19 protein-coding genes are annotated in these 25,647 nt (G+C 59.2%); 9 read left to right on the top strand and 10 right to left on the bottom strand.

Annotation, left to right across the window (positions count from 1 at the left end):
• The first annotated feature begins 207 nt into the window (after positions 1-207).
• From ACNKU7_RS15725 to ACNKU7_RS15715, 3 genes are all read left to right on the top strand, one after another.
• Positions 208-768, top strand: coding sequence for a lytic transglycosylase domain-containing protein (locus ACNKU7_RS15725; RefSeq protein WP_418297949.1), 561 nt, complete (start codon positions 208-210; stop codon positions 766-768).
• 34 nt (positions 769-802) lie between these two features.
• The gene (locus ACNKU7_RS15720; protein WP_418297948.1) at positions 803-1,840 is read left to right on the top strand and encodes a helix-turn-helix transcriptional regulator; all 1,038 of its coding nucleotides are present in this window, start codon (positions 803-805) and stop codon (positions 1,838-1,840) included.
• A gap of 147 nt (positions 1,841-1,987) precedes the next feature.
• Positions 1,988-2,806 carry a sterol desaturase family protein gene (locus tag ACNKU7_RS15715; protein WP_418297947.1) on the top strand — a complete coding sequence of 273 codons (819 nt, stop codon included), beginning with the start codon at positions 1,988-1,990 and terminating at the stop codon, positions 2,804-2,806.
• Between the two features lie 308 nt (positions 2,807-3,114).
• Here ACNKU7_RS15715 and ACNKU7_RS15710 read toward each other — a convergent pair whose 3' ends face one another.
• Together ACNKU7_RS15710 and ACNKU7_RS15705 are read right to left on the bottom strand one after the other, a co-directional pair.
• Positions 3,115-4,794, bottom strand: coding sequence for an NAD-dependent malic enzyme (locus tag ACNKU7_RS15710; RefSeq protein WP_418297946.1), 1,680 nt, complete (start codon positions 4,792-4,794; stop codon positions 3,115-3,117).
• A 211-nt stretch (positions 4,795-5,005) separates the two neighbouring features.
• Positions 5,006-5,305 carry a c-type cytochrome gene (locus ACNKU7_RS15705; protein ID WP_418297945.1) on the bottom strand — a complete coding sequence of 100 codons (300 nt, stop codon included), beginning with the start codon at positions 5,303-5,305 and terminating at the stop codon, positions 5,006-5,008.
• A gap of 263 nt (positions 5,306-5,568) precedes the next feature.
• On the opposite strand from ACNKU7_RS15705, the gene ACNKU7_RS15700 reads away from it, so the two are divergent.
• Together ACNKU7_RS15700 and ACNKU7_RS15695 are read left to right on the top strand one after the other, a co-directional pair.
• Positions 5,569-6,414: a peptidyl-prolyl cis-trans isomerase gene (locus tag ACNKU7_RS15700; RefSeq protein WP_418297944.1), complete on the top strand. Its 846-nt coding sequence runs from the start codon at positions 5,569-5,571 to the stop codon at positions 6,412-6,414.
• Entirely contained in the window at positions 6,411-7,427 is a 1,017-nt protein-coding gene (locus tag ACNKU7_RS15695) for a HupE/UreJ family protein (RefSeq protein WP_418297943.1), read from the top strand. Before ACNKU7_RS15700 ends, ACNKU7_RS15695 begins: the two co-directional genes overlap by 4 nt.
• 68 nt (positions 7,428-7,495) lie before the next feature.
• On the opposite strand, the gene ACNKU7_RS15690 is transcribed toward ACNKU7_RS15695, so the two are convergent.
• The 4 genes from ACNKU7_RS15690 to ACNKU7_RS15675 all read right to left on the bottom strand — a co-directional run bounded on the left by ACNKU7_RS15690 (position 7,496) and on the right by ACNKU7_RS15675 (position 13,388).
• Positions 7,496-7,972 carry an Lrp/AsnC family transcriptional regulator gene (locus ACNKU7_RS15690; RefSeq protein ID WP_418297942.1) on the bottom strand — a complete coding sequence of 159 codons (477 nt, stop codon included), beginning with the start codon at positions 7,970-7,972 and terminating at the stop codon, positions 7,496-7,498.
• Between the two features lie 104 nt (positions 7,973-8,076).
• On the bottom strand, positions 8,077-9,270 hold the full coding sequence (locus ACNKU7_RS15685; protein WP_418297941.1) for a pyridoxal phosphate-dependent aminotransferase: 1,194 nt from the start codon (positions 9,268-9,270) through the stop codon (positions 8,077-8,079).
• Positions 9,271-9,363: 93 nt separating this feature from the next.
• Positions 9,364-10,899 (bottom strand): Na+/H+ antiporter NhaC family protein, encoded by a 1,536-nt coding sequence (locus ACNKU7_RS15680; RefSeq protein ID WP_418297940.1) that lies wholly within the window; start codon positions 10,897-10,899, stop codon positions 9,364-9,366.
• A 134-nt stretch (positions 10,900-11,033) separates the two neighbouring features.
• Positions 11,034-13,388 carry a TonB-dependent receptor gene (locus tag ACNKU7_RS15675; RefSeq protein ID WP_418297939.1) on the bottom strand — a complete coding sequence of 785 codons (2,355 nt, stop codon included), beginning with the start codon at positions 13,386-13,388 and terminating at the stop codon, positions 11,034-11,036.
• Positions 13,389-13,629: 241 nt separating this feature from the next.
• Between ACNKU7_RS15675 and ACNKU7_RS15670 the strand changes: the two genes are divergently transcribed.
• The 3 genes from ACNKU7_RS15670 (at position 13,630) to ACNKU7_RS15660 (ending at position 16,800) form a co-directional block, all read left to right on the top strand.
• Positions 13,630-14,448 (top strand): helix-turn-helix domain-containing protein, encoded by an 819-nt coding sequence (locus tag ACNKU7_RS15670; protein ID WP_418297952.1) that lies wholly within the window; start codon positions 13,630-13,632, stop codon positions 14,446-14,448.
• Positions 14,449-14,621: 173 nt separating this feature from the next.
• Positions 14,622-15,398, top strand: a complete 777-nt coding sequence (locus ACNKU7_RS15665) for an enoyl-CoA hydratase/isomerase family protein (RefSeq protein WP_418297938.1) — start codon at positions 14,622-14,624, stop codon at positions 15,396-15,398.
• A gap of 37 nt (positions 15,399-15,435) precedes the next feature.
• Positions 15,436-16,800, top strand: coding sequence for a phenylacetate--CoA ligase family protein (locus ACNKU7_RS15660; RefSeq protein ID WP_418297937.1), 1,365 nt, complete (start codon positions 15,436-15,438; stop codon positions 16,798-16,800).
• A gap of 6 nt (positions 16,801-16,806) precedes the next feature.
• On the opposite strand, the gene ACNKU7_RS15655 is transcribed toward ACNKU7_RS15660, so the two are convergent.
• The 4 genes from ACNKU7_RS15655 to ACNKU7_RS15640 form a co-directional block, all read right to left on the bottom strand.
• Positions 16,807-18,963, bottom strand: a complete 2,157-nt coding sequence (locus ACNKU7_RS15655) for an autotransporter outer membrane beta-barrel domain-containing protein (RefSeq protein WP_418297936.1) — start codon at positions 18,961-18,963, stop codon at positions 16,807-16,809.
• A 138-nt stretch (positions 18,964-19,101) separates the two neighbouring features.
• Positions 19,102-19,620: a DUF2878 domain-containing protein gene (locus tag ACNKU7_RS15650; RefSeq protein ID WP_418297935.1), complete on the bottom strand. Its 519-nt coding sequence runs from the start codon at positions 19,618-19,620 to the stop codon at positions 19,102-19,104.
• Between the two features lie 95 nt (positions 19,621-19,715).
• On the bottom strand, positions 19,716-21,206 hold the full coding sequence (locus ACNKU7_RS15645; RefSeq protein WP_418297934.1) for a cryptochrome/photolyase family protein: 1,491 nt from the start codon (positions 21,204-21,206) through the stop codon (positions 19,716-19,718).
• An 18-nt stretch (positions 21,207-21,224) separates the two neighbouring features.
• Positions 21,225-22,268, bottom strand: a complete 1,044-nt coding sequence (locus tag ACNKU7_RS15640) for a YbgA family protein (RefSeq protein WP_418297933.1) — start codon at positions 22,266-22,268, stop codon at positions 21,225-21,227.
• Between the two features lie 267 nt (positions 22,269-22,535).
• Between ACNKU7_RS15640 and ydiJ the strand changes: the two genes are divergently transcribed.
• On the top strand, positions 22,536-25,622 hold the full coding sequence (gene ydiJ / locus ACNKU7_RS15635; RefSeq protein WP_418297932.1) for a D-2-hydroxyglutarate dehydrogenase YdiJ: 3,087 nt from the start codon (positions 22,536-22,538) through the stop codon (positions 25,620-25,622).
• The last annotated feature ends 25 nt before the right edge of the window (positions 25,623-25,647 follow it).

Here is a 25,647-nt window from a genome sequence, read left to right as displayed (position 1 = left end):
GTCCGGGTCAATTTCCAGCCCGTAGCCACTCACCTGCTTTTCCCGTGCGAGCCTCTCCAGCGGGACGGCCGCAGACGAGCCCCCAGGGATGGGTATTATGGCGTGTCCCGCAAATGTGCACCCGGTAGCAGGGCCGCCACCAAACCAGCATCAAAGCCTGCAAGGTGCAGTTCCGAAAGCCCCGCCCTTCCCGTAAAATCCCAACCCATGATAAGAACAGCCCTCGCCTCACTGCTGCTATGCCTGCTCAGCGCCAGCGTATCCGCCCAAGTTAAAAAGGTGGATCCGGAGCTGCTGCTCGCATTGAAAGGCGCAGTAACTGAAGCGGACTCCTTTGCCGACCGCTTCGATGCCGAAGTTTGGCTGATGTCGAAATCGCAGCCCCTGGCCCGCTATATCAAGGCGCCAGAGGAGCGCATGCGGGTGTTGAAAGCCATTCACCGGGAAGCAACCCGGGCGGGCCTGCAGCCCGAGATCGTCCTCGCCGTAATTCAGATCGAAAGCGCATTCGATCCCTACGCCGTATCCCGGGTGGGTGCGCAGGGCATGATGCAGGTGATGCCGTTCTGGAAAAACGAAATCGGCCGCCCTGACGACAACCTGATCGACATGGACACCAACCTCCGTTACGGCTGCACCATTCTCAAGCACTATATCGGCAAGGCCAAAGGCAATTTGGCCAACGCCCTCGCGTACTATAACGGCAGCTATGGCCGCCACACGTACAGCAGCAAAGTCCTCGACGCCTGGGCAGACCGCTGGCGCTGAACTTAACAATAGAAACGATCGATAGAGGTAGGCTGTGAGTTACGAGTTTTTTACCGGTGCCTCCTGCAGCCTGTTGCTGTTAGCCGCAGCGAGAATTGGCATCAGCCGCAACCGCCATAGCGGCAGCACCTGGCTACTGGTGCTTGTCTGTGGCGCCATGTTTTACCTGCTGCGGCCACTGCTCAATGTCACTCACCCCGCCCTCGACCTGCTGCTCGCCCTGCCGGTGATGGTCACGCCGGCCGCATTCTGGCTGTTCACTCATGCACTGTGCAGTGAAAGCCAGGATTTCCCGCACTGGGGCTGGTGGCTCATTGCCGCCGACATCACCATCGATCTCGCCAGCCACCTCAACCTGCATCCCGCTTTTTACGTACTCGCCCAACCGCTGAAGCTGGTCCTTATCGGCGCCGGGCTCTCCACCCTGCTACAGCAGCTGCACTCAGACCTGGTGGCCGAGCGACGCCAGTTGCGGATTGCCCTGCTGATTGCCATTGGCGGTTATATGTTGATCGTGGTATTCGCCGAGTTTGCGTTCAGCTATCACAAGGTGCCGCGCGGCGTGCCCATGCTTCACGTTGTACTCGTATCCATGCTCACATTCGCCGCCAGCCTGTGGTTACTGGCACTTTCGCCGCGGGCACTGGAAGAATCCCTCCCGCCCACCGGCGAAGCGGCAGCAGAAACCGCGCAAGAGACGGAAGAACCGGCGAAACTGGATCAGCCCCAGCGCCTGCTGCTGGAAAAACTGCAGGCACACATGAATAACGGGGGATACCGGCATACCGGACTGACCATTCGCGAACTGGCTGCACAGCTGGACGCCCGCGAACACGTATTGCGGGTGCTGATCAACCGCCATCTCGGTTACCGCAACTTCAACGAGTACCTCAACCAGTTCCGCATCGATGAGGCCAGTCGCCGCCTTGCGGATCCCGATGAGGCGCACCTGCCCATACTGACGATCGTCCTGGACATCGGCTATCGCTCATTGAGCCCGTTTAACGCTGCGTTCAAACGGCGCCACGAATGTACGCCAACGGAATACCGCCGCGAGCGACTCCCAGAATAAATCCGGTTATTTCAAAATCCGTCAGCAGTTTTTGCTTTTCCGTAAGCACAACATCCGGGGATCCACCAAACTCCCACCATCGGCTAGCAACGGGCCCCATTTGCCCGTCGCTAGAGGGAAGCCAAAAAACAATAAAACGGTGGGCCTATGGAATTTCTGCTGGATCTGGCAAGTATCTGGAGCGAGAGCTTCCAGCGCGATCTTTTCCGCTATTTACTCGCAGCGACCGTACTCAGCCTGGCCGTAAGCTTACTGTTTCGCCGCTGGATGAACCGCCGGCGTCTGCAGAAACGCCGCGCCAACTGGAAAGATATTCGCCGCGAAGTCAGTTACTCCATGCTGACCATCGCCATCTTTGCGACCGTGGGCGTGATTACCAGTATCCTGCGCAGCTGGGGGCTGATACACCTGTACTGGCAGTGGAGCGACTACCCGCTGTGGTGGAATCTGCTCAGCCTGCCTGCTGTGCTCCTGCTGCATGACGCCTACTTCTACTGGGCCCACCGGGGGATGCATCACCCCAGGCTCTTCAGGCACTTTCATCGCGTGCACCACCTGTCACGCACGCCAACCCCGTGGGCAGCCTACAGTTTCTCGGTTGGCGAAGGTGTGCTGATGGCGATTTTCTCACCTCTGGTGCTGATGCTCATGCCACTGCATGTGCTGGTATGGCTGGCATTCGTTTTCATCATGATCTTCCGCAATACGATGCTGCATGCCGGATGCGAGTTTCACCCCAAGGGCTGGGTCGATGGGCCCCTGGACTTCATGACAACCACCACCCACCACGACCTCCACCACCAGCGGTTTCGGGGCAATTATGGGTTCTATTTCACCTGGTGGGATCGCTGGATGGGAACCGAATTCAAGGATTACAAAGACGTATTCCGCCAGGCTGTCGATGGGGAGTTCAGCCGACAAGCGGACGGGAACCGATTGGAAAACGGCGATTTCAGCAAGATTTAGCGCTGGAGAAAAAATCCGTCAATGTTTTTTCAGATTCCATAAGCCAAACCGACAGGACTGGGCCAGACTTTCTAGGCAGGGCTGTTCTGTGGACACTTAGCCCAGTCACCAACCCGTCCTCAGGGCAGCTCCTGCAAATCCAGTTTATGCGGTAAGCCGGGGCTAAAGCTGCCGGTTTACCAGTACACGGTGTTCTTGCGGCTGATCGGCAGATAACCGCATTCTTACGCGGCCCCTCCGGCCGCTTTTTTTATCGGCAAAAAAAAGCGCCTCTGATGAGGCGCTTTGGCTGGTTCCGGCGCTCAGGCTCAGATCGAGCGGCGGCGGTACTTGCGATAGCCCGGGGACCACGAGTTGCGTTCGATTGACGCCTCCAGCCGCTCCTCGCTCACTTTCGGCGCCACGCCATCCTCCTGCGCCTGCAGGCCGACAGCGCGGGCGATATAGAGTGTGATATCGCGAATTTCTGCCAGCGGCGGCAGTAACGCACCTTCGGCGCTTTTCACCACTGGCGCGTGCTCCGCCAGGGCGTTGGAAGCCGCCATCAGCATGTTGTCGGTCACCCGGCGTGCGCCGGCTGCGATCACGCCCAGCCCCACCCCCGGGAAGATATACACATTGTTGCACTGGGCAATGGTGTGGCGCACGCCGTCGATTTCCACCGGTTCAAACGGACTACCGGTGGCCACCATAGCCTCGCCGCGCGTCCAGGTCAGGATCTCCAGCGGTGTCGCTTCGGCTCGGGAAGTGGGGTTGGACAGCGGCATGATCAGCGGGCGCGGGCAGCCCTTGTGCATGGCCTCGACCACCGGCTGGGTAAACAGGCCACCCTGCCCGGATACGCCAATCATGATCGTGGGGCGAACCTGTTCAATCAGCTGCTGGAGATCCCAGTCACCGGCTTCCGGGAACTCGTCGGCTGGCCGGGCCAGTCGCGCCTGGAAGTCGAGCAGGTTTTTCATATCACTGGTGACCAGCCCGTAGCGGTCGAACATAAACAGCTGCTTGCGGGCCGCGTCTTCCGCCATGCCCTCTTCTACCATCGCCTTGACGATCTGTTCTGCGATGCCGCAGCCGGCGGAGCCGGCACCAACCACCAGCACCCGCTGTTCGCCGAGCTTTTCCTGCTTGGCCTTGCTGGCCGCCAACACCGTGCCCAGGCAAACCGAGGCCGTGCCCTGGATGTCGTCGTTAAAGCAGCAGATTTCGTCCCGGTAGCGCTCAAGCAACGGCATCGCATTGGTCTGGGCAAAATCTTCAAACTGCACCAGTACTTTCGGCCAGCGGCGCTTTACTGCTGCCATGAAGTCAGCGATGAACTCGTCATATTCTTCCTGGGAGATGCGTTCGTGGCGCCAGCCCATGTACATGGGGTCGTTCAACAGCGTGCGGTTATTGGTACCCACATCCAGCATTACCGGCAGGGTATAGGCCGGACTGATACGGCCACAGGCGGTGTACAGGGACAGCTTGCCAATGGGAATCCCCATGCCACCGATGCCCTGGTCTCCGAGACCCAGGATACGCTCGCCGTCGGTGACCACAATCACCTTCACGTTATCCTTGGTCGCACTGCGCAGGATGTCGTCCATGTACTCACGGTCGGCATAGGAGACAAACAGGCCGCGGTGATTGCGGTAGATATTGGAAAACTCTTCGCACGCCTGCCCCACCGTCGGGGTATAGATGATCGGCAACATCTCTTCGATATGCTCGACGATCAGGCGGAAGAACAGGGTTTCGTTATCGTCCTGGATCGCGCGCAGGAAGATATGGCGATCCAGATCACTCTTGCACTGCTGGTACTGGTGGTAAGCCCTGCGAACCTGCTCATCGATACTCTCAACATTGTTCGGCAACAGGCCGATGAGGTTGAACTCGATGCGCTCTTTGAGGGAAAACGCACTGCCCTTGTTCAGCAGTGGCAATTCCAGCAATGAAGGGCCGGCGTGGGGAATATAAAGGGGGCGTTTATCTTCGTTGGTCATTACAGCGTCGTCAGGGTACTGCGGCGCCGGCAACAGCGCCGGTACGCAAATTCAAAAACAGGTTAAACGGCTCAACCGACCGCAGTGAACAGCAAGCAGTTTTTAGTCACTACTGCAGCCCGTTAACGGTAGTTTCCGATGTAACTGGAGTGCCCGCGAGCCTAACGCCGACGCCCGCAAATAACAACCGTGCAACGGGCTGCAAAGAGGGTTATTGCTCAGGCGACGACATAAACTTGATCAAAGCCTTGTAGTCCTCATCGGAGCAGTCGCTGCACATGCCGCCGGGCGGCATCGCATTGAGGCCGTTTTTGACCGAAGCGAGCAATGCGTCCATGCCTTTATCCAGCCGCGGTTTCCAGGCTTCGATGTCGTGCACCTTGGGCGCATTGGCGACACCAGCGACATGACACACCTTGCAGGCTTTCTCATATTTCTCTTCCACCGGATCCGCCTGCACGACTCCCGCGACAAACAGCGCCATACCGGCGGCCAAGACCCATTGCTTCATTTGCTTCACCCTCGTCTGTAGTGCGGTGCTCACCAAATTGTGTGACCTGTGGTTCTGCCACACGACCACCGTCGCTGGTGGCGCCACGTCCATCAGTGTAGTGAGATCCACGTGCATACCGAACCCCCACAGTTGCGCCCCCCCGGCGTGCACCGATGGCACCCGGCTTTCCCACCGAATTTGTATCTATGAACTATCTTAAAAGACGCCGGATTTCCAGCTTTCGCCGCATTTCGATAAATCCAATAATCTGGAGCTAGTGCATGAAATCTCACTGGAGCAGGGATCCCAGCCTGCACTTCGCACTGATTGGCGCCGCACTTTTCGGAATCAACAGTTTGTTTTCCAGCTCGGATTCGATAGACACGGAAAGCATCGTTATTTCCGAGAGTCGAATCGATCATCTGGCCGCCCTGTTTGAACGGGGCTGGCAGCGTCCTCCAGAGCCTCAGGAACTACAGGGGCTGATCGACGACTACGTGCGTGAGGAAGTGCTGTACCGGGAAGCCATCCGCCAGGGGCTGGATAAAAACGACACCGTGATACGCCGGCGCCTGCGCATGAAGATGGAGTTCCTTGCCAAAGACCTGGTTGAGGCCATTGAGCCCAGCGACGCCATTCTTCAGGACTACTATCAGCAGCGCATTGATCACTACACCCAACCCGCCGAGTACAGCTTTGAGCAGATATTTCTCGACAGCGACAAACGTCCGCAAGTGGCGGAAGACGCCCGCATAGCGCTCACCCAGTTGGTCGCCGGCGCGGACTACCGCGAGCTCGGTGACAACAACCTGCTGCAACACAGCTTTTCCAAACTCAGCAGCGAGCGGATCGATCGCGTATTTGGCGGCAGTTTTTCCCTGCAGCTTGCGGAGCTGCAACCGGACCAGTGGGCTGGCCCGCTCACCTCCGCCTACGGCGAGCATCTGGTTCGCATTACGTATTACCAACCGCAGCAGGTTCCTGAACTCGCAGAAATTCGTGCCGATGTGTTGCGGGACTGGCAGATTGAAGAACAGAAAAAAATACTGCAAACGCAATATGAAACCCTGCGCGCAAAATACCAGATTGAAATTGCCTCGCCCGCCACAGAGGTAGCCAGACAATGAAAAAGCTCTTGATGCTGTTTTTCGCTGTTCTGCTACCGGCACTGGGCCAAACCCATGAATTACGGCCCGCCGCATTAAGCGTGATGCAGAGCGCGCCGGGTACCTTCGATGTAATCTGGCGCGTACCAGCTCGTGGCGATATGCGCCTGGCGCTCTACCCGGTATTTGATGACAAAACCAGGCAGGTTGAACTGCCTACGGCGCAGATCGCCAGTGGATTTTATGTGGAGCGCTGGCAGATAAATCATCCGGATGACCTTCTGGGCAGCGATATAAAAATCGACGGCCTGGAAAATACCATGACCGATGTGCTGATACGTATTTCCTGGCTCGATGGCCGCGAACAGGTTGCACGCCTGTTACCGGATCAGCCACAAATACGCGTAGAGGAAAAAGCGGGCAACAGGGAGGTTGCGAGCATGTATTTCTTCTTGGGAGTCGAACACATTCTGCTGGGAATAGACCACTTGCTGTTTGTGCTGGCACTGGTGGTGCTGGTCAGCGGGTGGAAACAGCTGGCAGTTACCATCACCGCATTTACCCTGGCACACAGTATAACGCTTGCCACCGCGGTGCTCGGCGTTGTCGCACTACCCCAAGGCCCGGTTGAGGCAGTGATTGCCCTGAGCATTGTTTTTGTGGCGACGGAGATTCTGCACAAGCTTGAGGGGCGCAGTACCCTGGCAATTCGCAAGCCCTGGGTAATGGCGTTTGGCTTTGGTTTGCTGCACGGGCTCGGTTTCGCCGGTGCGCTGACGGATATTGGCGTGCCGCAGCACGCGATCCCACTCTCGTTGGCGCTGTTCAATATCGGAGTGGAGGCCGGCCAGCTGCTGTTTATTCTGGCGGTTAGCGGCCTGATGCTGATATTCCGGCAACTCCCTGCCGTACAGCAGTGGGAAGTGCGTACCGGACACACCGCGGCGGTAGCCAGTGCCCTGCCGGTCGCTTATCTGGTGGGAGGACTTGCAGCCTGGTGGCTGATTGACAGGACGCTTTCCTTGATCGCATGAGCCTCGCTCAGCGATCGGGGGTAAAGTGTATCCGGTGGCCTGCGCGCACCGGATCCATGCTCTGGGTATCAATCCTGAAACAACAGCTCCAGCGGATACCCGGTAAACGGCTTGGTTTTTTCGATGACCAGATGGGAGGTCATGCGCGTAATCGCCGCATCTTCATCCGCCAGCAGCTGCTCGGAAACACGGTTAAAGTCTCCCGCGTCAGGGCATACAAAGCGCAGCATGTAGTCAAACTCGCCAGACATTTTCACACAGGACACAATCTGCTCGATCTTGTTGATCGCACGGCGGAAGCTTTCGCTGGTGCGGGCATCCTGGCGCTTGAGCGCCACATTCACATAAAACTCCGCATGCCGGACTTTGTCGAGATTCACCTCCGCCTGAAACTCACGAATAAATTTCTCATTGGTGAGCTTTTTAACCCGGGCCAAACAAGCGCTTTCAGAGAGACCTATCTCCTCCGCCAGATTCAGGTTGCTGATGCGGGCATTGGTCTGCAGGATTTCAAGGATACGAAGATTGTGCCGATCGATTTTCACAGTATTGTTCTGTCAACGAATAGGAATTCAGGGGAAGGATAGCGGCAATCCCCTGCCGCCGAAACCATTTGGCTCCGGCACGCATGATATGGAATTTCTCAGGCTTAGCCAGCTTTGCGACGTCCACTCATGACAAAACGCTCAATTCGATCCAGCGCCCGGGAAAGTTCGGCCTCATCCGCCGCCAGCGTCAACCGTATGTGGTTGACCGCACTGGGGCCAAACGGCTTACCCGGCAACACCGATACCAGCTCGGCATCCAGCAGTGCCTCGGCAAATGCCTCACCGCTCTCCGCCACCGCGGAGACGTCTACCATCACAAACATACCGGCATCCGGCGATTCGCAGCTCAGGCCAGGAATCTGCTGGATACGCGCCACAATCAGGTCGCGGCGTCTTTCATAGGCCTCGCGCATTTGCTTGACGAAGTAGGTATCGAATTCCAGGGCAAAGGCCGCGGCTTCCTGAATAAACTGCGGGACACCGAAAATGGTCGCACCGGCAAATTCGATCAGACGCTCGACCAGTGGCCCCTGCGCAACGGCCCACCCCAGGCGCCAACCGCTCATGGCATGCGACTTGGATAGGCCATCAATCACGATCACATTGTCCAGATGCTCGGCGGCGGTGCGCAGGGAGGTATGGCGGCGGGCAAAGGTGATCATGGAATACATTTCGTCGGAAATGAGCCAGACATCCCGCTCGCGACAGTAGGCGGCCAGCTCACGCAATTGCTCCGGAGTGGCCATGACACCGGTGGGGTTGACCGGGGTATTGATCATCACCACGCGGGTATCATCACTGATGGCCTGTTTGATGGATTCGACATCGAACTCGAAGCCCTTTTCCGGCCGGCACGCCACTTTCCGCACATCGAGCTGCAGCGCATCTGTGATCGGCACATAGCCGATGTACATGGGCTCGGGGATGACGATCTGCTCTCCCGGATTGAGCAGACAGGAAAGCACTGCAAAGATGGCATTGGTACCGCCGGGAAAGACCACCACGTCGTCCGGGCTGCACGGGTGCGGGCTGACCTTGCTCTCGATATCGGCAATGGCACGGCGCAGCATTGCCTCGCCCGCCGCCGGTGAGTAGTGGGTCCGGCCAACACCAAGGCGCGCGCGGGCGAAGTCGAGGATAGGCTCCGGGGTGTCGAAATTGGGATCGCCGACACAAAGGAAGATGACGTCTTCGCCTTTGTTGGCCAGGGCATGGGCGCGATCGCTGACGGCCCAGACATCGGCGTCAGCGGAATGGAGGGCCTGGCTCTGCTTGCTGAAACGGGGGCTATACATCTTCAGAATTCCATCTGTCTCGGTTGTTATCGATATTTCTACGTTAGCAACCGGCGAGGTAATTCACGGCGTTTCAGGACGGTTAAATTCGCATTAGCCCGATCTTTTGGGGGAGTTGGCCGCAGAAACTGCGGCATTACGCATATCAGGGTCTGAAAAGGCGCTCTGGGTCACAAGCGCGGGCTCGCAAACCGGTTGCGCAGAGTCGGCGGACTCATAGGTGCGGCCGAAGCCGGTGACAGCGGCAACCAGCATGACGCCCCAGATAGCGAGCGGGTAGAAGGTGCTGTAAAGAAAATCCAGAGGTGCCGGCGCGCTCAGGAAGGCGTACTGTTCCAGCAGCGGTCCGATGGTCACCAGCATCAGCATCGGCCAGACGTGCCAGGGGATAACAAAGCTGAAGCTGTTGGCCATGCCGTCGAGCAAATTGGCACGGCGGTTCGGATGCAGGTTCTGCGCCTGCCCCAGTTGATTGAAAATCGGGCCGGCCACCACGGTAACCCGCGCCACCAGCCCCACCAGCAGAAAGTTCAACAGAGTAGCGATACCCACCATGCTCAGCTCCGTGGAACGCGCGCTGTCACCGGTATACCGTTTGATACCATTCACCAGGCTGTCGAGTACACCATGGACGCGCATCACCCCGTAGGCGCCCATCATCAATACGATCAGCACGATGGTGGGAAGGTTCTGTACCGCGCCTTCAGTGATAACGCCCTTTAACTCGCGCCCGTCTATGTAAAACAGCTGCTCCCAGCTGAGCAGGCCAGAGCCCACACCCAGCGCGATAGCACTGAGGCACCCGTAGGTCAGCGCTTCAAAGACACTGCGCCCGCTGAGTGCGGTGCAGATCACCACGACCATCGGCAGCAGCATGATCAGCCCGCGAGGGCTGGCGCCAGAAATCAGCGCGCTGCCCGTTTCCAATGCCGGCCGGGCGCTAAAGCTGCCCGCCAGAAAATACAGCGCACAGCTGATCAGGAACGCGGGGATCACGTAGATCATACGCGCGCGTACCACTTCGCCTACTTCGGCGCAGCGCTTCTGGAATTTGTAATGCTGGGTACTACTGGAAATGATGGTGGTGTCGGATACCGGCGCGAAGTGGTCGCCGGTGGCCGCGCCGCTCAGAATGGCGCCGGCGGCGATTACCGGGTGCACCCCCAGTGCCACCGCAGCGGGGTAAATGACCGGGGTCATAATCAGCACAATGCCGACAGATGTACCCATGGCGGTGCCCAGCACAGAGCAGGCAACATAAATAAAGAGTGCGAACAGAGCCGGCCCCACCTGCAAATGCCCGGACAGCCAGATCAGCCCCTCGGCCAACCGGGCCTCGCCCAGCAGCTTGCCGTAGATTCCCACCAGCAGGAACAGGGCAAACACCAGCAACCCGGTAGAGTCCCCCAGGGATCTCGTCACATGCCCCCAGTACTCCTTCTTGCGGCGAGCGAACAGGGAGCCGAGCATCAGACCGGCCACACCGCCGGCAATCATCACATCGGCGGAAAGCACACCCCGCAGGCTGAGCGCAATTGCCGGGACTACCATGACCAGTAGCGGTAGGCAGGCAAACCAGCGGGTCAGGTAAAAGGCGTCGCGGGTGTCTTCGCTATTCTTGTTTTGCATGGTACTACTCTTGCCCGGCACACCCTGGGCACTTGAGAGCGCCGAATCGCCGTCGGGGTGATTCGGCCTGGGATCGGGAAGTTCTGCGGGCGACGACAACAGTGCCGCCGCCTATCCGTGCGTGGAAAATAGACTTACCAGTTGTAAGTCAGTGACATGCCCCATGTCCGTGGGTTGCCGTACAGAGTGTGCATACCGCGCAGGCCGTTGTCACGCATCAGGGTGCGGTAGCGCTCATCGGTGAGGTTTTCCCCGAACAGGCCGAGCGCCCAGACGCCCGCACTGGAACCGAGTTCCGCGCGCAGGTTGGTCAGGGTGTACCCGGGCTCGGTGAGCAGTACTGACTCCTGCGGGTTGGTCACCAGGTTCAGGTCGCGCTCCGAGCGGTGCGACACCTCCAGCTGTACGCGGCCATACAAAGCGCTGGAGAGTTCGCGCTCGTACTTGCCGAGGAAGTTCGCACTCAATTTGGAGTAATTCGGGGTATTGGTACCCTCAATTGAACTCTCGGGCATACCCGGAATGGTGGCGCTGACGAGGTCGCTGTCGACAATCTCCGAGTCGGTATAACCGAGCCCCAATTGCAGGTTCAGGTTGCGAGTGGCCTGGAAGATCAGGTCAATTTCCACACCCTTGGCGTCCACATCACCGACGTTGGTGAGCCGCGTGACCTGGGTGATACCGCTGGTATCCGTAGCGCTCTGCTGCACATCGCTGCGGTCGTAGAAGAACACAGAGCCATTCAGGCGCAGCTTGCTATCCACCCAGTCGCTTTTAAAGCCCGCTTCATAGGCGGTCATCGTTTCCGACTGATAGGGTTCGAACTGGTTGATGCTGGTGGCCAGGCCGCCGAAAAAGCCGCCGGTCTTGAACCCTCTGGAGACGCTGGCATAGATCAGCATATCTTCGTCGGGAGTCCACTCGAGGGCGAGCTTGCCACTGGGGTCGCTGAATGACGCCTTGCCTTCATAGGCGAGAAATGGCACCTCTCCGCCCGCCGCAGGAATGTACAAGCGTTCCTCGCCATCGAACGTTTTGTCCTCGTCGGTGTAGCGCAGCTCGCCGACCAGGTTCCAATCCTCGCTAAAACGCCACTCAGCGTGGCCGTATATGGAACTCGCCTCAGTGCCCTGCTCGTAAGTCTGGAACAGGTACTCTGCACCGTTGTAGGCGACCGGCAGCAGTCCGTCTTTGCCCAGCAAGAAAGTGGCTTCACTGAGGTCATCTGCCGCATAGTTGACGCCAACCACCCAATTGATGGTGTCGCTGCCCTCATAGGCCAGGCGGAACTCCTGCGACCAGGCTTCGATCTCGGTGTTGTAGTCGCTGTGGGCGTGCTCGACCGGCAGGCCATCCAGGTCGGCGACCCGGCGATACGTGATGCTGTCGTAGGCGCTGATCGAGCTGAGTACGTAGTCGCCAAAAGTAAATGCCGCGTGCGCGCTCGCGCCTTGCCAGCTGTTATCCAGGAAGCCGCCCAGATCCGCAGCGGAATCGTAGTCACCGGTAATGCCGTAGTCTGCGGCGCTGTTGCCGGTGTTGTAGGCACAGTTCTCGCCTACCCCATTGCCGGACGCTAAAGAGTCACACAGCATGCCCAAGGCCGAGCCCACGCCCACGTTGGAGTATGGCGGCACAGGCCCCACCGTGCCCAGGTCGGCAAAGGTGGCTACCGGTTGCAGCAGCGGCAGCTCAGATTGGTCGGCACCACCGTGGATCTTGAACAGCAGGTCGGTATTTTCGTTCGGCGTGGCACGCAACAGTGCGCGGCCAGCCCAGCGATCTGTCTCTCCGTGCTCAAAATCGTTGCTAACGCTGTTGTAATCGCGGTCGTCACTCTGCTCCATGCGGCCACTGAAACGCACCGCGACCGTTTCACCGAGCGGCGCAGAAATAGCACCCTCGAACTGGCGACGGTTATAGCTGCCGTACTCAGCGTTGAGATAGCCACCAGCTGCCTCATCCACCTCGGGCTTTCTGGAAATCAACTGCATGGCGCCCGAGATCGTGTTGCGTCCGTAAAGGCCGCCCTGCGGGCCTTTCAGCATTTCGACCCGCTCCAGGTCGAACATGGTAAAGTCTGCCGACACAATGGAAGTCTGATAGACCTCGTCGACATAGAAGGCGGTGGTTGGGCTGTCATTGACGCGGAAGTTTTGCAGGCCAACACCCCGCACCACGATGATCGGCATACCACCACCGGAAATATTCAGGCTGCTGACATTCGGGATTACGTTGGCGAGATCTTCAGGCTTGGTGATTCGCTGTTCACGAAGGCTGTCACCAGAGAGTGCGGCGACTGCGATACCCACATCCTGGCTGCCCTGGTTCCGCTTCTGGGCAGTGACGGTAACCTCTTCGATACCCCAGCTTTCGCTTGCGTCCTGGGCCACCGCAGCATTGTGCACTGCAGCGGCCAGCAGGGAAATTGCCATCGCAGGGGCGAGGCGCTTGGCGGTTGAGCCGCCATACTCTTGGGATTTGGACATCGCCGATCTCCTGATTCTTATTATGTTTGTGCAAGTGCCATAACCTTTGACTGGGTCTACGACCGAAAGGCACCTGTTCAAGGGTTCTCGAATTATCTTTCTGCCCCCTGGGGAGGAACACGACTTTACAAGTCCGGTTGACAACCCCACGGTCCCGGGCAGAATCCATCGTGCATTAGATTGACGCCCCGGGAGTAACGCTTTGAGCTCAAAAAAACACCCCCCCAGTGAAAGCCGCAGCGTGCCGTTTGGCCGCGTCCTCCGGTTTTGGCGCGGAGTGTACCAGTTGAGCCAGGAGGAGCTGGCGCACCGTATCGACTCAGCCAGCCGCCATATCAGTCGCCTGGAAAAAGGGGATGCGCAGCCGAGTAAAGAAATGGTGTTGCGGATCGCACAGGCCCTCAACCTGGGGCAGCGCGACACCATCAACCTGATGCTCTTCGCGGGCTATACCGAACTGTCCTATGAGATGGACTTCCACTCTCCAGAATTTGCCCATCGCCGTGAAGAAGTCATTCTCGGCCTCAAGGCTCTGGACCCCAACCCCGCAGTAGTGGTGGATATGACCGGCGACATATTAATGGTCAATCGAGCCTGGGCAGGCCTGCAACACAGGCTGGACCCCAGGGGAGAGCTGGACGACAGCAACCTTTTCGATTTTTTGTTCAGCTGGGCCGATGCCAGCCAAGTGCCACAGGACTGGGGCGGCACCCTCACCGTATTGATGTTGGCGCTTCAGCAATGGCTGTTTTTTTGCGACGACGAGAACCACAAGATCGCCAAATTATTGGCACGTCTGCAGAACTCCCCCTATGTAGGTGAAAACTGGCAGCAGCAGGCTGCATCGCGCCTCGCGGGTAAAGAGTTCAGAGTCAACCTGAGTCTCGGCAACGGCGTGCAGAGTTTCCGGGTGCACAGCTATATTGAGAACTTGCTTGGCCCCCTGGCCTTTTCTGCAATTCCCGACCTCCTGGTAATGACATTTTGCCCGGAGGACGAATCACTGGACCTCAATAACCTCCTTGATCCACCGCCTTCTCACCGTCAGCTGTTCTATTAGCAGTACACTGAATAGCACCGCCAGATATGCCGACATTCTTTTAGTCCGCGACCCTCTCCCGCCAGACTTGGCAAGTCATGGCCCGACGCGCTACCCGCCAACATAATCCCGTCTTTGACACATAAAAATTTTCATAACAAGAGTGGCCACATGCCGCCAGAGCGGGAGTTCGCATGTCTGTCGTTACCTACGAATTAAAAGAGCACGTAGCGCTGATCACCCTCAATCGACCTGAGGCTATGAATACCTTCAATCCGGATATGTACCGGGAATTCAATGCCGCCACGGCCCGCTTTCGCGATGACAAGGACGCATGGGTGGCGGTAATCGCCGCTGCCGGAGAGCGCGCTTTTTCCGCGGGAGTCGACATCAAGGCGCTCGACCAGTTCGCCAACGAAAGTGACCTCGACGCGGCAAAAGAGGTGTTCGACGTGGAGCTTGAGGGCGAGTACTTCTGTGACAAGCCGATTATCGCCGCCATCCAGGGATACTGCGTGGGCGAAGGCCTGAGCATGGCACTCGGTTGCGACCTGCGTATCTGCACCGAGAATGCCCAGTTCCTGCTGCCGGAAAGCAAGCTCGGCATCCCCACCATCAACGCCGCCATGCATGGCGCACGCATTATGGGGGTTTCCAACGCACTGGAGCTGCTGCTTTTGGGCGAAGCCCGCGATGCGGCCTGGGCCTACCGCACCGGTCTCGTGAACCTGGTTGTGGCGGAAGACAAACTGCTCGAGACCGCAATGGAATGGGCACAGAAAATAGCGTCCTTGAGCCCGCTGGCCAACCGGATCACCAAAGAGATGGCAGTACTGGGGCAGACCCGTGGCTTTAATGAGAACGCCGCTATCGGTGCAGCCAAGCGCGACCAGCTGATGCGCAGCCACGACGTGCAGGAAGGGCGCCGTGCGTTTATGGAAAAGCGCGCAGCGAAATTTATTGGCGCCTGAGCCTGTTTCCAAACTCAATATTAGTGAGCCCCCAGCAATGCAAGACAATTGGAAAGCTGCCGAGCGCCTGGATCTGAACCACCCGGAGTTGCAACAGCTACAGTTCGAAAAGCTCAGACAACAGCTGATTCGTGTTTACGAGGAATCTCCGTATTACCGCGAGAAATTTGATCGCGCCGGCGTCAACCCGCACGAGTTCAGTTCCATCGAGCAATACAAAGACTATCCGACCTTTGACAAGTATGAAGAGCGCGAGAGCCAGGCCCAGTCGCTCAGGGAGCACAATCATCCGCTGGGCATGCATCTGACCTGCGATATCCGCGAGGTCAACCGCATGAGCGCGTCATCTGGCACCACCGGGACGCCGAGCTTTCAGGGACACACCGCCAGAGACCGGGAGATCATCTCGCGCAATTTCGCGCGCATGGCAGAGATGTGCGGTCTCAAGCGCGGTGACAAGGTGATGATGGCTGGTGTGATGAGCATGTGGGTCGCCGGTATACCCACGGTCGATGCACTGCTTTCTTTCGGTGCCAATGTAATTCCCATCGGCGGTCTTGTGGGCACTGCGAAAGTGGTGGAAATGATCCAGCTTACACGCCCGCAGGTTATCGTGTGCACCCCCTCATTCGCACGCCAGATGCTTAAGAAATCCCGCACTGAACTGGGTGTGGACCTCAGTATTCAGGGTGTAGAGAGCCTGGTGGTATACGGCGAGCCCGGTGGCAGCGTACCGGAAATTGTCAGGGAGCTGTCGGAGGGCTTCGGCGGCGCGTCGATTTTCGATATGAGCGGCGGCACCGGCTGCCTGAACCCGATTTTCAGCCAGTGCAGGGAGCACGCCGGCATGCACTTTATCGCGCCGGACAGTGCTTACATCGAGCTGTACGATCGCGAAACAAATACTGTGCTGCCCTGGGAAGACGGCGCAGAGGGGGAGTTTGTCTACACGGGCCTAGATCGCGAGTGCGGGCCGCTCATCCGGTTTATGGACGGTGATAAGATGCGCGTGCACATGACGCCATGCAAGTGCGGCCTACCGGGCATGCGTTTTGAAATTCTCGGCCGCGTTGACGACATGTTGCTGGTGAAGGGGGTAAATGTATTCCCCACCGCCGTGCGCGACCTGGTAATGAGTTTCGAAGGCGAGGTAACAGGCAATGTACGCATTCTTAAAGAGTCTGAATCCCCGGTAGTGCAACCTCCGTTACGCGTAAAAGTGGAATGTGTTGGCCAGCCGGATAGTGCGATCCGCACCAGCCTTAAACAGCGCATCGAAGAAAAAATACAGCGTCAGCTGCGATTCCGCGCTGAGATATCCCTGTTCGACGAAAATACGCTGAAAATGGAATACGGCGCCACGGGAAAAGTAAAACTGCTGGAAAGCGCACCATCCAGTTAACGCGATCTAAAACCGATAATTGATACTCAACCCGCCAATGGTGTCATCCGGGCGTACCAGAAAATCCGCGGCGATACGGAAGTTGTCGTTGACGTTCACCCCCACCATGGCGCCCACGCCATTCTGGAAGAAACCGGCATTCTTGCTGCGATAGCCGGCCATATACGCCCAGTTATTGCGGATTGAATTGACGCCAATTCGAACATCCTGCTCGTCGTCGCCGGCGTTGTGTTCGAGCCAGAATTCACCAAACCACTGCCGCTCCGCCGATTTCGCGCTGTTGTAGAAGAAGCCGGCGCGGCAGCGGCGGTAGTCCCGTTCCTGGCCCCGTACCCAGAGCCCAAGCGGATCCTGGCGCACCCCATAATTGCCTTCATAGGTATAGGCGGGAATGGTGTCCTCACTGAAGCTATCCACCCGTATCTGTGTCCAATCTACGGACACAAATGGCCCCATGTGACTGTCGAGGTTGCGACTGGCGTCATAGCCAGCGCGCAGTGCGAGGTTAAAGCCATCACCACTGGTATCGGCATCCAGGCGATGGGAAAAGCTATTGCCGAGATGGATGGTGCGCTCGATATCGTCGTAATCAATATCGGACCAGCCAATCCCACCGTCGACAAAGTAAAAGCCGTTGTCCCAGCGCGCAAATGCCGAGAGGTTGAAGTTGCGGCCTTTGAGGAAGATATCCGGGGGCTCGTATTCACTGCCACCGTAGGACATGCCGAGCCCCCACTCGAGGTGCTCAAAACCGGCAAAACTCATCCCGAGGAATCCGTCCCAGGCCGGGAACTCATCGTTGATTGCCAACCCAGTGCCCAGCTCGGCATGCTCAACACTGGCACCGAAGAAAACGGTGGTAACCGGGTCGCGATAACGCTGGGAGATCAGGTGGTGATCAATGTTGATTTTGTGCTGGCGGGTGTTCTGGTAACCCAGATCCGGCAGCACCGCAAAAGCGACCGGTGCCATGAGGATTTCATAGTAATAATCCGCCAGCACCCTCTGCGCCGCCAGTGAGGGGTGGATACCGTCGTAAAACACCAGCATGTCCGGATTGGGGTTGCTGCCATTTTCTCCGTACACCGGGTGCGGATTGGCGCAATTGGTGTAGCAGGTGGCACTCTGGTCGATATTGGCAAACCCAAACGCCGCCGGCATTGTTACCGCGAGTTCGATAATGCCCTGCAGATCCAGCAGCAGGATATCTCCGATCGCATTGACCTGGCGGCGCAGGGCGTCATTGAACCATTCCGACCCCAGGTTGGCGTAGGCGACCGCGGCCGCGCCTTCGGCGTAAACCGCGGGGGTACGACCGATACGCGGCGCATTGGCCATCACCACATAACCGGCGCCTGCCCGGTTCAACTCGCTACCAGCGGTGGACAGAAAGGTCGCCGCGCGCGCCATGGAATCCTCCGACAGGTCACCGCGGCGCACACCGTCAAGAATATTGTTGCCACCACCCAGTAAAAAATAGAGCCCGTCCGGATCCGGGGTATTCTGCGCTAAATAGCCCTGGCCAGTGGCGAAGGGCACGCCCCCCAGTGTGATGTCATTGTCGGGATCATCGACCAGTGCCTGCAGAGCCGCGGGATTGCCGAACGCCGCGATGGCCGCCAGGGTATCCTGCGCGCTCAAATAGGGGCTCTCCCCCGCCGCCGGGTCACAGACGCCATCCTCGCCACAGCGGCCGGCATCCGGCAGTATGGTGGTGAGGACATTGTGATCCGCTACCGTGGTGTCCGGGAACAGCGCCCGGAACCGCTGCGACCCGACTACATCCAACAGCACATCCGCTGTGCGGTTGCCCCCCACAGCCCAATTACCGCCATTGCGCAGCACCGATTGCGCCACCTGCTCAAACTGCTGCTGCGGTGAGCCCGCCGCCGGTGCACAGGGAATGGCGCCACCGAATTCGGGGCCCAGGCCGAAACAGGAATTGGCAGTACCCAGGCCAAGGCGGTCCGCCAAATAGGAAACCGCCGGCTGGCGTGGATAAATCCCCAAAAGATCGGCGTTGGTAAACACCCCTGCGTTGCCGTCATCCGAAAGGCTGTCGCCGAATGCAGTGAGTGAACGGTAAAGGCCAAGGCTTGCGTCTTCGGCGGCGGCAGAGGTGGACACGGCGCAGATGGCAGCGGACAGGGCCAACGCCCTCATTGCTCTGGTTCCGGAAGTGGGTATTGTCCCGGTTAAAGTCACTGCGGCCTCCTTGCCACGGAAATTTTCGTGGCAAGTATAGGCCAGTGCCGTTGGGGAAGTTTTGCCGCGACGATGGCCGGAAACGGAATCGCCCGATTACTGGACCTGCTGTTCGGAGGCGCTGTCGCCCTGCTCGATCAGCGGCACCAGTACGCCGCTGATAAATGCCGCCAGCAGCCCCCAGACCAGGGCTATGGCCACAAGGCACTGCCACACTGGCCGCCCCCAGCCCGCCGGCCCGAAGTGGACACTGTTGAAATAAAACAGAGGAGCGGCAATAACGCTGGTCAACGCGGCGTGCAATGGGCGACGCATAAGGAAACCCAGGGAGTAGCGCATAGTGGTGGCGAGCATCGCCCAGATGCAGATTGACCAGGCGGGGGGCAGGTTGGATCGGTAATCCTGTACGCCATTGGCCATAAATGCCCACTCGACGCCGAACCCGCAGAAAATGAAACCGAGAATCAGGAAGATATCCCGCATATCCCGCCACATCACGAAGTGCAGCATAAGCACCAGAAACAGGGCTATGAGCGCCATTGCGTTCCCGTAAAGCAGGGCTACCCACCACCCGGCAACAAAGAGACTGAAATTCACCAGCTTTTTATGATTCATTGGCGACTCAATTATCAGAACCGTTTCTGTACAGCGGATGCCGGGTGCCGTTGTGCCTGAAAACCCGCACGCCCCCCGAATAAATCAGAGGTTCCTCAAGACTTCAAGTTAGCAAAGACTTCGATCGCGTGTTTGCGGGAGTCCGTCACATTGCACATTGGCGGCGGATAGCCGTCCACTGGCGGTGGGCAGTGAATATCCCTGGCGGACAACCGGGCAAGCTCCGGCACAAACACCCGAATGAAGTCGCCCTCCGCATCAAATTTCTTCGACTGGCTGTAGGGGTTGAAGACACGGAAATAGGGTACAGCGTCAGTTCCCGTCGAAGCTGCCCACTGCCAGCCGCCATTGTTCGCCGCGAAATCCGCGTCCACCAGTTGCTGCATGAAATAGTGTTCGCCGCGGCGCCAGTCGATCAGCAGGTTTTTGGTCAGAAACGAGGCCACCACCATACGCAAGCGGTTGTGCATCCAGCCGGTGCGGTTGAGCTGGCGCATGGCCGCATCCACGATCGGCACACCGGTTTCACCGGCACACCAGCGCTCAAAGTCGTGCTTGCTCCGCGACCAGGGAACCTGCTCGGTTTCAGGCTTGAATGGCTGGTTGCGGCACACGCGCGGGAAATTCACCACAAGATGCTGGTAAAACTCCCGCCACAGTAGTTCGCTCAGCCAGGTGCTGGCCCCCTCACTCTTCCCGACCCAGTGCCCACCGTTCTCCGCCAGCGCCATCTTTACGCACTGGCGAATGGAAACCGCACCGCAGTTCAGGTACGGCGACAAACGCGAGGTGCCTTCGACGCCGGGAAAGTCCCGCAGCTTGAGATAGTCGTCCACCTTTTCCGAGAATGTCTCGAGATGCGCAAGCCCCGCGGCCTCCCCCACCGGCCAATCGAGCACCCGCTCGGCGCCGCCCGCAGGCACACCGTAATCGCCCACGGTTTTCGGGATTGTGCGCACCAGGTTGTTCTCGGCTTCCAGCGCCTGCCACTCCGGCCAAAGCTGCAAATGGTCACCTGAACGCGCGCGGGGTGCGGGCAGTGGATCCATCGCTTCATCGCCGTGGCGGGCGATGAATGCGCGCTTGAAGGGAGTGAACACCTTGAAGCCGTCACCACTATTGGTGGTCAGGCTGCCCGGCGGAATCAGGGTGCGGTCGGTGCAGTACTCCACAGGCACGCCAACCTCTCTCAGCGATTCCCGCACCGCCTCGTCCCGCTTCCGTTCATTCAGCGGATACTCGGCATTTGCGAACACCGCGTCGACGTGCAGCTTGTGGGCAAGCTGCGCCAGCGCGGCAGGCACCTGAGCAAAAGTCGACAGTTCGAGGAAGTACAACGGGATATTGCGCGCGGCCAGATCCTGCTGCAAATGCTGCAGCGAACGCAGGCGGAACGCCACCACGTTGTCGCCATCGCCGTGGCTGCGCCAGGTCTCCGGACAGGCGATGAACACAGCTGCCAGCGCATCACTGCCTTTGTCGGCGCGATACAGGGCGGTGTTGTCGGCACAGCGCAGGTCATTGCGCAGCCATACCAGGCCGCGACGGAAGGGCGCGCGGCTGCCGCGCGAGTTTTTATCAACCATCACTACTTCGTATCGTTGTCAGTGGAAGTCACACAGCCCCAGCTCCGCGGGCTCAGCGGCCAGCAATACCTGGCTGTGGATAAATGCGTGGGGACTGCGTGGCAGGTAGTGACGCAGCATGGTCAGCACCGCAGACAGGGGCTTGTGTCCGACGCGGTACTCCTCGATCAGCTGCTGTAACTCCGCCTTTTCTTCCTTGTTGAGGTATTCCTTGAGGTGCCCCTGGCTATGCATCAGCGCATTGGTTCTGTCTTTGCGACTCGCGGGCCGGGACAGGATTTGCATGATGCGACCGCGTACCGCGAATGCCAGTTCGTCTTCCGGCATGGCCTTGGAATCCGCCAGCAGGCGCCCAAGCGCACGGGTGGCATCCTGGTTGTGCGCCATCAGCAGGTATTTGTAAGCGGTGTAGAACTCGATGATGCGGGCAATGCGCGAGGGGCGCTTTTCCGCCACCGGTTCCGATTCGGCCTCCGCTACCTCTTTCCCTTCCCCTTCCCCTTCCCCTTCGACGTAGCGGAACCAGGCATCGTAGGCAAACACCCGGGTGAGGAAGTTTTCCCGCAATTCGTTGTTATTCAGCCGTCCGACCTCTTCCATCGGCAGGTGCGGAAAGTGCTGCTGGATTCGGCGCGCGAACACACCGACGCCTTCGCTGTCGATGCCATGGCCGTTGTCCAGGTAGCGACGCACGCCGCGCAGCCCGCAACTGGGGGAGTTCTGCATAAAGATGTAGCCGCGGATCTTCTCCAGCTGCGGCACTTCCGAATCGGCGTAGTCCCGCAACTGGTCAGTCACATCCACACTGGGGTCATCCACTCCCACCACGCGCACGGCATCCACATCGGCGCTGGCTTTATCCACAAGCAGGTGAATGGGCTTGCGCGGCACCCCCAGGCCGATGGCCACTTCCGGGCAAAGCGGCACATACTCAAAACAGCGGGCGAGCAGCTCGGTGCACACCTTGCTGTGCTTGTGGCCACCGTTGTATCGCACCGGGTCGCCCATCGCGCACTGGCTGATACCGACGGGAATGCGGGTCTGGCGGGGTAGTATTTTCATTGGGCCCTACTGGATTGGTGCTCACAGACTGTGCATGTACTCAGTGTACTGTACGCAGTTCCCGCCGGGGTGGATGACCGGCGGCTGGTTTTTCCGGTGCCGGTTCACGTCTGCGCAATTTCCAAGCTCTGAGCAGCGCCGTTTCCGCTAATTGTTGCGCGGGCCGCCACCGTCGCTACAATGCCAGACCTTCTTATATCTACCTGCGAAGCGGCAGATCCGCTCAGATACCCACAGACACCAATAGTTAGCACCCCGGGGCCCGGAATGATTCCAGCACTGCGCGAAATCAACGAAGTACAGGCGCTCTACCTGCAGTTCCTCAGTGCACTGAAACAGGCAGACTTCCACGGCGACATCAGCCCAAGCTACGCCAGCCGCACCGTGCTGGCGACGGATAACTCGATCTATCAGGTTCTGCCCCAGGCCGTGGTATACCCGCGCGACGAGCACGACCTGCAGCTGCTGATGACGCTCGCCGACAACGAGGAATTCCACAAAGTGGTGCTGTCGCCCCGCGGCGGCGGCACTGGCACCAACGGCCAGTCCCTGACAGACGGTATCGTGGTGGATATCTCCCGGCACATGAACCGGATCCTCGAGATCAATGTGGCGGAGCGCTGGGTACGGGTGCAGACCGGCGTGGTCAAGGACCAGCTGAACGCCGCGCTCAAGCCCCACGGCCTGTTCTTCGCCCCGGAACTGTCCACCAGCAACCGCGCCACCATTGGCGGCATGATCAACACCGATGCCTCGGGCCAGGGATCCTGTGTCTACGGCAAGACCCGCGACCATGTCCTGGAACTGCAAACCGTGCTGATGGGCGGCGAGTTGTGGCACTCCCACGCCATCGACGAAGACACCCTGACCGAGATCACTGGCGCCGACAGCCGCGCCGCGCGGGTGCACCAGCTCTGCGACACCATCGACCGCGACAAGCGCGCGCTGATTGAGGCCAAGTTCCCGAAGCTGAACCGCTGCCTGACCGGCTACGATCTGGCGCATATCCGCGACCGGGAAAAAGACGGCCGTTTCAACCTCAACAATATCCTGTGTGGCTCCGAAGGCACCCTGGGCTTTATTGCCGAGGCCAAGCTGAACCTGCTGCAGATTCCCAAGTGCGCGGCACTGGTCAACCTCAATTACGACCACTTCCAGGATGCGCTCAGGGACGCACCCGACCTGATGAAGGCCGGCCCCACCTCGATTGAGACGGTGGACAGCAAGGTACTGCAGCTGGCGATGGGCGATATCGTGTGGGACAGCGTGAGCGAATTCTTCCCGCAGTCCTCCGACGACGGCCAGCAGCGCCCGGTGAACGGCATCAACCTGGTGGAGTACACGGCGGATTCCGAGGAAGAACTGGACGCCGCACTCAAGGCCTTCACCGACCACATCGACAGCCTGGTCGGTCAGCCCGGCAAGAGCTTCGGCTACACCATCGCCCGCGGCCACCAGCAGGTAAACAAGATCTGGGGCATGCGCAAGCGGGCCGTGGGCCTGCTCGGCAACGCCCAGGGCGAGCAGCGCCCAATCCCGTTTGTGGAAGACTGTGCGGTGCCGCCGGAAAACCTCGCGGATTTCATTGCTGAATTCCGTGCGGCACTGGACGAGGCCGGTTTCGCCTACGGCATGTTTGGTCACGTGGATGCCGGCGTACTGCACGTGCGCCCCGCGATCGACATGAAAGACCCGGAGCAGGCCAAACAGATTCGCGCCATCACCGAGCAGGTCGTCGCACTGGCAAAGAAATACAACGGCCTGCTGTGGGGTGAACACGGTAAAGGTGTGCGCTCCGAGTTTGCCCCGGAATTTTTCGGCGAGCTCTACCCCGAGCTGCAGCGGATCAAGGCCGCCTTCGATCCCCGCAACCAGCTGAACCCCGGCAAGATCGCCACCCCCAGCGTCGCCTCCGGCCTGCTCAAAATCGACCAGGTACCGACGCGCGGCGAACACGACCGGCAGATTCCCGCCCAGGTGTGGGAAGGCTACTCCGAGGGTGTCTACTGCAACGGCAACGGGGCCTGCTTCAACTGGAACCCGGACGATGCCATGTGCCCGTCCTACAAGGCCACGCGCAATCGCATCCACTCGCCGAAAGGCCGCGCGTCGCTGATGCGCGAGTGGCTGCGCCTGCTCGCCGATCGCGCGGTGGACCCCGAAGTGGTTGCGCGCAAGCAGCGCGAGCAGTCCTTTATCATCGGGCTGCCCGGACGGATCAAAAACTCGCTGGCAAAGGCCCGCGGCGAGTACGACTTTAACCACGAAGTGAACGAAGCCATGCAGGGCTGCCTCGCGTGCAAGTCCTGCGCCGGCCAGTGCCCGATCAAGGTGGACGTGCCCACCTTCCGCGCCAAATTCCTCGAACTCTATTACAGCCGTTACCTGCGCCCGCTCAAGGACTATTTCGTCGGCAGCCTGGAGTTCGTCATGCCGCAGCTTGCGCGGGTGCCGCAGCTGTACAATTTCCCTTTGCGCCTGAGGCCGGTGCGCTGGCTGCTGGAGCGCGGTCTCGGGCTTGCGGACTCTCCGGCACTGTCCGCTACCCGCCTCGACCAGGCGATGCGCGAGCTGGGTGTACCTTACGCCACCAGCGCGAGCCTCCGGGCCATGGGGCCCGCGCAACGGCAAAAGGCGGTGGTCATCGTGCAGGATGCCTTTACCAGTTATTTCGATGCCGACGTGGTGGCCGACACCCTGCGCCTGTTGAAGCTGCTGGACTTCAACCCACTGGTGGCGCCGTTTCGCGCCAACGGCAAGCCCCTGCATGTACATGGCTTCATGCGCCAGTTCGCACAGGTCGCCGCAGGCAACAGCGCAATGCTGAACGGTCTCGCGGAAAGTGGCATTCCTCTGGTGGGTATCGACCCCTCCATGACACTGACCTATCGCTCCGAGTACAAAAAGCTGCTGGGTGACAAGGCGCCGCAGGTACTGCTGCTGCAGGAATGGCTGGCGGAACACACTGAACACCTCGCCACCAACAAAAACCGCCTGCAACAGCGCAGCTTCACCCTGCTGCCCCACTGCACAGAGCAATCCAATGCCGCCGGATCCAGCCGCCAGTGGCAGCAGGTGTTCAGCGCGCTGGGCATGGAGCTGGCAACAGAGGCCGCAGGCTGCTGTGGCATGGCCGGCACCTACGGCCACGAAACCGCCAACAAGGAGACCTCCAAGGTGATCTTCCAGCAATCCTGGGCGCCGAAGCTCCAGGGCGACACCGCGGCGATCCTGGCCACCGGTTATTCCTGTCGCTGCCAGAGCAAGCGCTTTGCCCAAAAAGAATTGCGCCATCCGCTGCAGGCGCTACTGGCGCAGATCGAAGATTCGGGGTTTACTGTCAGTAACCACTAACAAGCCGCCACTGGAGGCGCTCCCC

It is taken from the genome of Microbulbifer weihaiensis, assembly GCF_048323715.1.
Taxonomy (GTDB): domain Bacteria; phylum Pseudomonadota; class Gammaproteobacteria; order Pseudomonadales; family Cellvibrionaceae; genus Microbulbifer.
The sequence above is the reverse complement of the archived record's forward strand: the minus strand, read 5'-3'. Positions and strand labels throughout refer to the sequence as shown.